The following is a 9,297-nucleotide window of genomic DNA, read 5'->3' as shown; positions in this document are numbered from 1 at the left end:
CGGTAAAAGGTCTAACAGCACCATGATTTACTTTTTCAGCATTTTTCAATTCTTCAGCCATTAAATAACCGAAATATTTTGCGTTAGGAAAAAACTCAGCAACAATAGCAGTTGATGCATGTGCACGGTGCGCAGTACCAAAAGCGTCGTTTACATATACATTTCCAAGTTTCGATAACTTTTCAGCAAAGGCTTTATCACCTTTTTCTTCTTCTTTATAAAAACGCAGGTTCTCTAATAAAAGAACTTGTCCCGGAACTAGGTTTTTAGCCTTTTCTACGGCTTCAGCACCAATACAATCATTAGCAAACTTCACCTCAAGATCCAGCATTCTCGAAAGGTCACCTAAAATGTGTTTCAAAGAATTTTTATCATCCGGACCATCTTTTGGTCTGCCAAGGTGAGACATTAGAATAACACTACCGCCATCATTTAAAATTTTATTGATTGTAGGTAGCGCTGCACGCATTCTTTTATCATCAGTAATATTAAAATCTTTATCCAAAGGGACGTTAAAGTCAACTCTGACTAAAGCTTTCTTATCTGCAAAGTTGCATTGATCTATTGTTCTCATTTTTTAAAATTATTGTTTTGTAATGGTTGGTTCTAAATTTAAGCTGTCAAATATGCCGAACTGGCGACGCGCCAAATATAAGAAGCATTACCCATTATTCTTTATAATTTTTTGCACCACATCTACCAAACGCGCAGAGTAGCCTGATTCATTATCATACCAGCCCACCACCTTTACCAGGTCGCCCACTATAGAAGTAAGCTGACTATCAAAGATGCATGAATGCGGATTGTCTAAAATATCAACGGAAACAATCGGGTCTTCTGTATATTCCAGTATTTCGCTCATCTCATTTTCCGAAGCCTTTCTAAAAGCAGCATTAATCTCTTCTATGGTAGTTTCCTTTTTAAGGATACAGGTAAAATCGGTTAAAGAACCATTTAATACCGGTACCCTGATGCCGGCACCACCCAGCTTACCATCCAGATGGGGAAATATATGAGTAATCGCTTTTGCTGCCCCTGTACTGGTAGGTATTATAGATGCCGATGCAGCTCTTGCCCTGCGTAAATCTTTATGTGGTGCATCGTGCAAGTTCTGGTCGCCTGTCATAGAATGAACAGTGGTGATGTAACCATCCAGAATACCCCAGTTGTCGTCCAGTATCTTAACCATTGGCGCCACGTTGTTTGTGGTACACGAAGCGTTCGAAAGCACTTCCGATTTCAAGTCTACCTCCGCATCATTTACACCAAGCACTACCATTTGCACACCCTTGTCACCACATGGAGCCGATATCAGTACCTGTTTAGCTCCTGCTTTCAAATGAAGATCAGCACCTGCCTTGCTGGCAAACTTTCCTGTCGACTCCAATACAAGGTCAATACCCAGATCAACCCATGGCAGTTTTTCAGGATTAGGCTCAGCATAAACAAGAATCTTCTTTCCATTAATGATCAAGCTGTCATTTTCAAATTTTACAGTACCCTTAAAACCTCTGTGTACGGTATCATATTTAAAAAGGTGGGCTAAAGTAGCCGGATCTCCCAGATCATTGATGGCAACAACGTTGATGTTTTTTTCGATAGCAGTACGCAGAAAGATGCGTCCGATCCTACCAAAACCATTAATTGCGATATTCATTTTACTCGTTTTGTTCTGGGGGCAAAAGTACCTATATTCTTATTAGCAGTGGTATAATTTCCGAAGGGATTATTAAAAATTACTTCTACGTTGTACCAGCACGCTACTTTACGCATTATTGCTCCCATTTCTTCGGTATTAAAAACTGAACTCGCCATTTTTCCAGAGTATAGTACTATGGGCGTCTACTTTTTTGACGTTAATGGCGTTACCAATTAGTGTCGCTTGGCTTCCAGGCTTGAGAATTACGTCCTCTCGAATTTTTCCGTCCTCTCGAACTGCAGGGAGAGAGGACAGGCTGCTTTAAAAATGTTTTTATTGCCTCTGTTACATTATCGTTTCAGATAATGAAGCGATACGCATCCCGAGTCAAGCACTCTCGAGTCCGCTAGTTTTAAACGCTGCTGCAGATCAAAACCGGTATCATCGAACAATCTCCTTCCTTCACCAACAATAGTAGGATGAACCAGGAAATAAAACTCATCAACCAAACCAAGTGCTATCAATTCCGAAGGCAAACTTACACCCCCAATTGAAATATTTTTGCCTGACTCCTGTTTCAGTTTTAGAACTTCGTCTCCCAGATTTGAACGAATAAGCTTCGTATTTCCTTCAACCTTATCTAATGTTCGGGAAAAAACAACCTTATCAATGGCATCAAATGTTTGTGCAAATTCATTCACTACTTTCGTTTCCGACTGTTTCTTTGCCACATCAGGCCAATAAGGAACCATCAGCTCATAGGTCTTGCGCCCATAAATAATGAGGTCAACGTCCCGCATGAGGTCCGTAAAATACTCATGGGTTTCTCCTCCGCCACCGAATTTGGTATGATCGCAACAACCATCCGCGCTCAGATTAATACCATAGATTACCTTTCTCATAAATTAAAGATAACAAGAATCCACCACTCTCTTCAAGGGCAAGCCGGACAAAATAAAGGGGCATTTACGCCAAAAGTACCACCCTTACCCTTTCTCACATTTCACGCATACTTTCAATATCTATTATTACATTTATATCTACTAACTTCAAAATTATGGCATCACGTATATCAGGCATTGGCGGTATTTTCTTCCGCTCTAAAAACCAGGAAGCACTTGCAGATTGGTATGAAAAACACTTTGGCATCAACTCCATGAAAACCGGGTACATCTGGGATCAGGAAGCAGGCCCTACCGTGTTTTCTCCTTTTGCCCAAAACACAGATTATTTCGGCAACGATCAGCAACAGTTCATGCTCAACTTCCGCGTAAACAATCTGGATGAGTTGCTTGCGTTACTTAGAGAAGAAGGTGTCAAAATCGATGAGAAAACCCAGAACGAAAGCTATGGCAAATTCGCCTGGGTTTATGATCCTGAAGGCAACAAAATCGAATTGTGGGAGCCATTAAATCCAGAAGACTAACTTCTGCTTACCGCTAAAGTCCCTCCTGCTTTTACCCAAACCGCTGCTTTAACAACTACCTCTCCTTTGTCGTTCAAAAACTTAGGCTGCCATAGTATTTTCTTTTTTCCAGCATTTGTCAACACAGATTTTTTATTCCCTTCATGCCTTACCGTGATCAGGGTTTTTAATACCGGAACATCCTTCAGTTCCGAAGTCACATCGCTTTTTCCGCGGTATAGCGTAGTTAATTGACTGGAACACGCATCAGCCTCTAACCCCATTAATCCTTCTACAAAACCTTTAATCACACCATAAGATACCTCTGGATACTCCCTTCTTTTCGTTTCAGGATTGGTCAAATGCAGCATGTAATTGTAAGCTTTATCCGCTTGCCCATTCTGATACATGATCAATGGAAAGTATGACAGGTTTTCTACATTCCAATCTCTCGACAATAAGTGCTGTATCGTCTTTTCTTTTCTGTCGCCTTCTTTCAATGCATCAAACCACAGCAAAAAGGTTGCTCCCTCTTCCATCCCAAACTTATGATCGGTCGAGTAATAAGTATTATAAAGTGAAGCAGATTCGTTCCACCACAGATCATCAATACTTTTCTGATAAGCTGCAGCTTTTTCCCTGTACAATTTGGCCTCCTCCCTTTTACCTTTCACATCAAGTATAGAAGCATAAGACATCAGTCCTCGGTATATCGCCCCTACCAGATCCACTCCCATTTTAATGTTAGGCACACCTTCAGAATAAGAAGGTAAACCACGACAACGATGAAAAGAATCTTCATTGTTAAAAGGTACCGGTGCATTTGGATGGGTCGGTCTGCTCAACAATGAATCAGCCTGCAACACCCACCTATCTATAAATGAGGTAACAGATTTTTTATGAAAATTTTCAAAAGCTGCTCCTTTAATGTATTCTTCATCACCCGTCCACAAATACAATTTCCAGTTGGTTGTCAATACATCAAAGTTGGCATTCAGGTTATACCAGAACTCTTTATCATTGCGGTAATCCTCTACTGCTGGTTTTCCCAAATGATTAATTTCCCAGTAAGAACACCAGTCTTTAGCATCAGATATATTGTTCACAAATAGCCTGAGCATATTTTTGTTCTCCTTATTTAACCCCAGAATCTCTCCGCCAATGCTCTGGTGGGATACATCACGCATGCAAAATGCTGCCCTGGGTGGCAATGCCGATTCGTACCATGGGCCAACCGGATCGCCCGGTTTTCCTTTGTAGCTTAAAGCCATTTCTTTAGCCCTGGCAAATGCAGTTTGCAAGGCAGCATCTGATGATTTAAAAGTTACTCCGCCATTCTGGGCATATGCACCGCAGCAAAGGCAAAGCAATAAGTATAGAAAAAGGTTTCTTTTCATGTGTTTAATATAAGTTTATTTCTACTGCCTTTCGTCCGTCCCAGTTAATTTCCTGGTTTTTACTACCGGCCTGTTCTATAATAATTTTTAGTTTCTGACCAGCTCTTACAACCGTAATATTAAAGTCTTTGTTAAAAGCCTTTATGTGATTTAGCGACATCTCTTTCCAACCTGTAGGAAGATAAGGCTGCAGCAAAAACGACCTAAAGCTTTTTGGCTGCATCCCAAACAACCCTTCTGTTATCGCCCTGCAATACAAACCACTCTCTGCTGCTAAATGGCGTTGGTCTCCCTCTGGCCAGGCCTCTACGGCATAAGGCACATGCTCACCAAGCAAACGCTCGGAGGTATAGTATTTCAGGTATTTAAGTGTAGTATCGGTAATACCTGCATTAAACAATCCGCGAACGGCATATAAAAGCGAGCGGTCCCAAAAAGTCTTCGATCCTGACTCAGTCAGCATCCCATCTTTTGTCCACAAATGGTTTGATAAAAGCGCCTTTGCAGTTTCGGCTTTCCTATCATATATCCCCATTACCAGTGGCATACCTATCCATGATCTTAACTTATCATTTCCATCGAAATAGCGATAGGTGTTATATCCCTGTACTTTTGCGCCAAAATACTTTTCAATTGCAGTTCTCAATTCTGCAGCTTCCTTAGCTAATTTTTCTGATACCGTTTTATCGCCCAACGTAGCGGCAAGATCCGAAGCGCTGGTCAACGCCCCGTAAGCAAGAGTATTGGTTGACAAGTTTATTTTTCCTGCCGGAAACCTGCCCTCCAACTCATCAGAGTCTGACGCAATTACCCCGTCAGCACTTTTCTTCCTTCTCGAAAATTCAAGGCACCATTCTATTAGCGGCCACAATTTCCGGGCTTCAGCAGTATCCGCATAAGCTAGCGCAAATCTTGATGCACCATAGGCAATCATAGCCATATCTCCGCGGTCGCCCGCCCCATTCCACATTCCTGCTCCCTCTGCTATAATGGAACTCGGAATTGGTTTGTATGCATCGTTCATGTATTTCGCAAACATCCGAAAGCTGTTCATACCACTTTCGTTTCCCGCAGCATTACCTAAAAAAGGAAAAAGCGGGTTCATGTATTCGGCCTGGTCATTTGCCCAGATTCCTGCGTAATAAGATCCTCCACCCGGACTGTGCATCAGCCCCCCCTTAGTATCAAAGATACTTTCCGAAGCCCTGATCTTTGCAAACGAGAACATCTGGTTCAGAGTATCATCAGGAGTTTTCAAAACCAGTTCCTTTGTTATCTCARCTATGAAGTTTTTACGTTTTACCAATTCGTATTCAGAAGAGAATTCATAGGCCTGGTCGGTGGTTTTTCTGGCTGAATATACAATGGCGTACGCCTGCTCTTCGCCCGGGTTTAAGGTAAACTTACCTGATCCGTAGATTTTAGTATTTAACAGATAAGTTCCATAAACTCCTTCATTTTTCTTTGTACTATCTGTTCTATCTAATTCTGGAATCGTAATCTCAACAGGTTTTGTTCCCTTGTTCTTAAAGGTAAGTTGCTCAATAAATGCAGGCTTATCAACCGATGGGAAAAGTCCGTGCGATATATTTACCGTTCCAATTGCCGATTTGACTTTTATAGAGCCATTAAATGAAATGACATCAGGCTGTTCTTCTATGGCTTTCCCATTTATGGATGCTGGCGGTATAACCTGATCAAAATCCCTGATCAGGCTTCCTCGTGTATCATTAGGAATAATGCGGAGCATAGGAAACACCAATTTCCTTTTTAATATGAAATTACCTTTATCATTTACACCATAAGTAATTATTGCCGAGATCTGTTTCCCGCTCATTTCAATCTGATCGGTATGGGCAGCACCTTTTTTCACGGCCCATTCTATACCGCCGTTTTTCACCAAATGCCATCGGAGGTTCTGGCCGTTTACATCAGTAACGCTATACAGCAGAAACAGGAAAAATAATAAACTTTTTATAGGGAAATATTTCATATTAAAATTGGTTTTTTTGGCATTAAAAATGGTGTTTGCACATTCGTTTATGTTATCGTCATCCTGCTAACTCAATCATCATCCTGAATTTATTTCAGAATGATGAAGATGCATCAAATCTAATTGTAATTCGGGTTCTGCACTATTGCCGGATTTTTCTGTATCTCCGTTCTCGGTATCGGGTAATAGTAAAAACTCGGCACCCACGTACGTTCCTGAACCGTCATCACCTCATAGGTAAACGTACCGTTGCTCTGCTTTCTGATAATTACACCCTTCGCATCTTCCGAACCTATCTCTGCAATTCCCCACCTTCTAATGTCAAAATAACGATGTCCTTCAAAACACAATTCAATCCTGCGCTCATGTCTTATTTTCTCCATCAATGCTGTTCCTGCACCACTAACCACTGGCAAACCTGCCTTTTCTGTTCTTATTTTGTTCAGATAAGTCAGTGCCTCTCCATCCYCGCCCAACGCCGAGCAAGCCTCTGCATAGTTTAGGTAAATTTCCGACAATCTGAAAACTGCCCATTGTGTAGCATCATAATCCTGAACATTCCAATCATGGGTTTCGTCAACCATTTTCCTTACGCAATACCTTGTTTTAGAAGCATTCCATGGCGAATAAGGACTTTGCGGAGAATCATCACCTCCTTCAAAAAAACCTGTAAGCCTTCCTTTGAATTGCTGGTTATTGGCCAAAATAGTTGCATAAAACCGGGGCTCTCTGTTCAAATATGGATTTTTTGCCTGCTCCGGATTACTCCAGCTAAACTTTGTACCATCAGCCATCTCAAAATCATCCACCATTTGTTGCACCACATTATATGCGCTGTAACCATTATAACCATTCGGACTTAAATCTCTGCTTACGGTATTATATCTGTCCGCTTTTACCAAACCACTATATACCCTCCCAAAAATAATCTCCGGATTAAAGAAATCAAGAAAGGTTTTATTGTAGGTACCATTGGCCGCATTGCCATACAGAGCATATTTAACACCTGTATAATCAATCACTGCTTTTGCAGCCAGTTTAGCATCTTCCCACAGTTTCCTGTCATTGCTTTTATTAAAATACGGACTTGCAGCGTATAATAACAGTCTCGATTTTAAGGCCAGTGCCGCTCCTGCTGTTGCGCGCCCTTTATCAGGATCGTTAGGATAAACCGCCGGCAAGGTTTTTAAAGCTTCAGCAATATCTGCTAATATAAAATCTTTGGTCTCCAGCCAGGTGGCTCTTTTTTCATTAAAATTCCTATCGTTCACATCGTAAACCTTTACAATAAGTGGTACGCCTCCAAATCTTTTCAGCAGTTCAAAATAAGCCAGTGCCCTTAAAAAGTGTACCTCTCCCTTCATGGTATTTACCGCTTCATCTGCTCCCGTTACCTTTTCAATATTTGTGAAAAAGATATTGCTCGAACGGATAGAGGCATACATTTTATTCCAATGGTTCAGGGAACCAGAAGTCTGGTTATCAGGTGTGGCTTCTCCGCGTACATACAGGTTTTCATTTGTCCAATTAAAGTTCCCGTAAAGCTCATCGGTTTGTGCTGCCCAGCCAAAACCTCCGTCTTGGTAAGCAAGTACTGTTTCGCTGTAAATATTGTTCACAAAAACCTGGGTCAGTTTCGGATCCGACCATACATCCTTTTCAGAGTAAGAGTCAAGAGGTTGCAGGTCTAAAGCCTTTTTGCATCCTCCAAATATCAACGCAGTGCAAACAAGTAAAGCAGCGCTGTTGATTTTAAAATTATTTATATTCAGTTTCATGATATACTTTATAAGTTTTTAAAATGTGATGTTTGCGCCAATATTGATTAAACGCTGTTGTGGATAGTATTGCCCTGAATTGGTTGGCACTTCCGGATCAAATGACGGCCCGAACTTGTCAATAGAAAACAGGTTTGTTCCGCTGATATAAATCCTTGCGCTCTGCATTTTTAATCTTTCGGACACCGATTTTGGCAAAGTATATCCTACCTCTACATTTTTAAGCCTTACAAACGATGCATCTCTTAACCAAAAATCAGATTCAAATGTATTTACCCCAAAAGTTCTTCCGGTTGGGCCGCTAAAGTTTCTCGGATACTTGGTATCACCCGGTTTTTGCCATCTCTCATCAAAAAATTCGGTTACCATATTTAAGCCTGCAGGCGCCAGGTATGATTTAGCCCTGGCCTGCCCCTGGAAGAAAACGGAAGCATCTATGTTTTTCCATGATCCGCCTAAGGCCAAACCAAACATGATTTCCGGCGTGCGTACCAACGGCATTCTCACTTTATCAAGGTCGTTTATAGCACCATCGTTGTTTACATCCTTATACCTGATGTCGCCTATGCCTGTTCCTGCCGGATGTGGACTATTATCAATTTCCTGTTGATTCTGATAGATGCCATCTGATTGATACAGGAACCAGGAATCAATAGGGATACCGGTTTTACGCTGGTACTCGGGGATATTCGCCGCCTCGTCCATAAAGATCACCTTGTTCCTTGCAAATGTGATGTTACCCCTGATGTTATAGGCAAAGGAATTGCCGATAGTGTTATTGTGCGTAGCTTCAAGCTCAATACCACGGCTCAATACTTTTCCTAAGTTTTCATTTGGCAGGGTCAGCCCGGTATATCCCGGAACTGATTCACTTCTGGTGATCAGGATATTGGAACGCATAGACCTGAACACATCTACATTAACCCCCAGTTTACCATTAAAGAATTGTGATTCTAAACCGATATCGCTAGTGGTAGCAAGCTCCCAGGTGATGTTAGGATTGGGCGTTGGCCCAAGTACCAATGAAGAAACCTGTGAAGCTCCCGATCCTAGTGAGTAACCATAACCAGTACCCAGCAAATAGG

The 9,297-nt window shown here is 41.5% G+C and carries 9 protein-coding genes; 1 reads left to right on the top strand and 8 read right to left on the bottom strand.

From position 1 onward, the window contains the following. The 4 genes from AC1DG9_RS17745 to AC1DG9_RS17730 all read right to left on the bottom strand — a co-directional run. On the bottom strand, positions 1-574 hold a 574-nt coding region (locus tag AC1DG9_RS17745), incomplete at its 3' end, for a phosphoglycerate kinase (RefSeq protein WP_477634980.1). An 87-nt stretch (positions 575-661) separates the two neighbouring features. Further along, a complete protein-coding gene (gene gap / locus AC1DG9_RS17740; protein ID WP_288879912.1) occupies positions 662-1,657 on the bottom strand; it encodes a type I glyceraldehyde-3-phosphate dehydrogenase in 996 nt (331 codons plus the stop codon). Continuing rightward, positions 1,654-1,815 (bottom strand): FecR domain-containing protein, encoded by a 162-nt coding sequence (locus AC1DG9_RS17735; protein ID WP_288879910.1) that lies wholly within the window; start codon positions 1,813-1,815, stop codon positions 1,654-1,656. Before AC1DG9_RS17735 ends, gap begins: the two co-directional genes overlap by 4 nt. A 174-nt stretch (positions 1,816-1,989) precedes the next feature. Further along, on the bottom strand, positions 1,990-2,541 hold the full coding sequence (locus AC1DG9_RS17730; RefSeq protein WP_172660807.1) for a dihydrofolate reductase family protein: 552 nt from the start codon (positions 2,539-2,541) through the stop codon (positions 1,990-1,992). A 155-nt stretch (positions 2,542-2,696) separates the two neighbouring features. Here AC1DG9_RS17730 and AC1DG9_RS17725 point away from each other — a divergent pair, with 155 nt between their 5' ends. Then, positions 2,697-3,065, top strand: coding sequence for a VOC family protein (locus AC1DG9_RS17725; RefSeq protein WP_172660808.1), 369 nt, complete (start codon positions 2,697-2,699; stop codon positions 3,063-3,065). On the opposite strand, the gene AC1DG9_RS17720 is transcribed toward AC1DG9_RS17725, so the two are convergent. The 4 genes from AC1DG9_RS17720 to AC1DG9_RS17705 all read right to left on the bottom strand — a co-directional run. Then, a complete protein-coding gene (locus AC1DG9_RS17720) occupies positions 3,062-4,441 on the bottom strand; it encodes a trehalase family glycosidase (protein WP_288879906.1) in 1,380 nt (459 codons plus the stop codon). The two genes, AC1DG9_RS17725 and AC1DG9_RS17720, sit on opposite strands and share 4 nt — an antisense overlap. A gap of 4 nt (positions 4,442-4,445) precedes the next feature. Then, on the bottom strand, positions 4,446-6,434 hold the full coding sequence (locus AC1DG9_RS17715) for a glucosidase family protein (protein ID WP_477634979.1): 1,989 nt from the start codon (positions 6,432-6,434) through the stop codon (positions 4,446-4,448). A gap of 119 nt (positions 6,435-6,553) precedes the next feature. Next, on the bottom strand, positions 6,554-8,212 hold the full coding sequence (locus AC1DG9_RS17710) for a RagB/SusD family nutrient uptake outer membrane protein (protein ID WP_477634978.1): 1,659 nt from the start codon (positions 8,210-8,212) through the stop codon (positions 6,554-6,556). Positions 8,213-8,230: 18 nt separating this feature from the next. Beyond that, positions 8,231-9,297: TonB-dependent receptor domain-containing protein (locus tag AC1DG9_RS17705; RefSeq protein WP_477634977.1), on the bottom strand; the 1,067-nt coding region annotated here is incomplete at its 5' end.

It is taken from the genome of Pedobacter sp. 05L430 (assembly GCF_056397585.1).
Note: the sequence above shows the minus strand (reverse complement) of the source record. Positions and strands in the feature narration are given on the sequence as shown.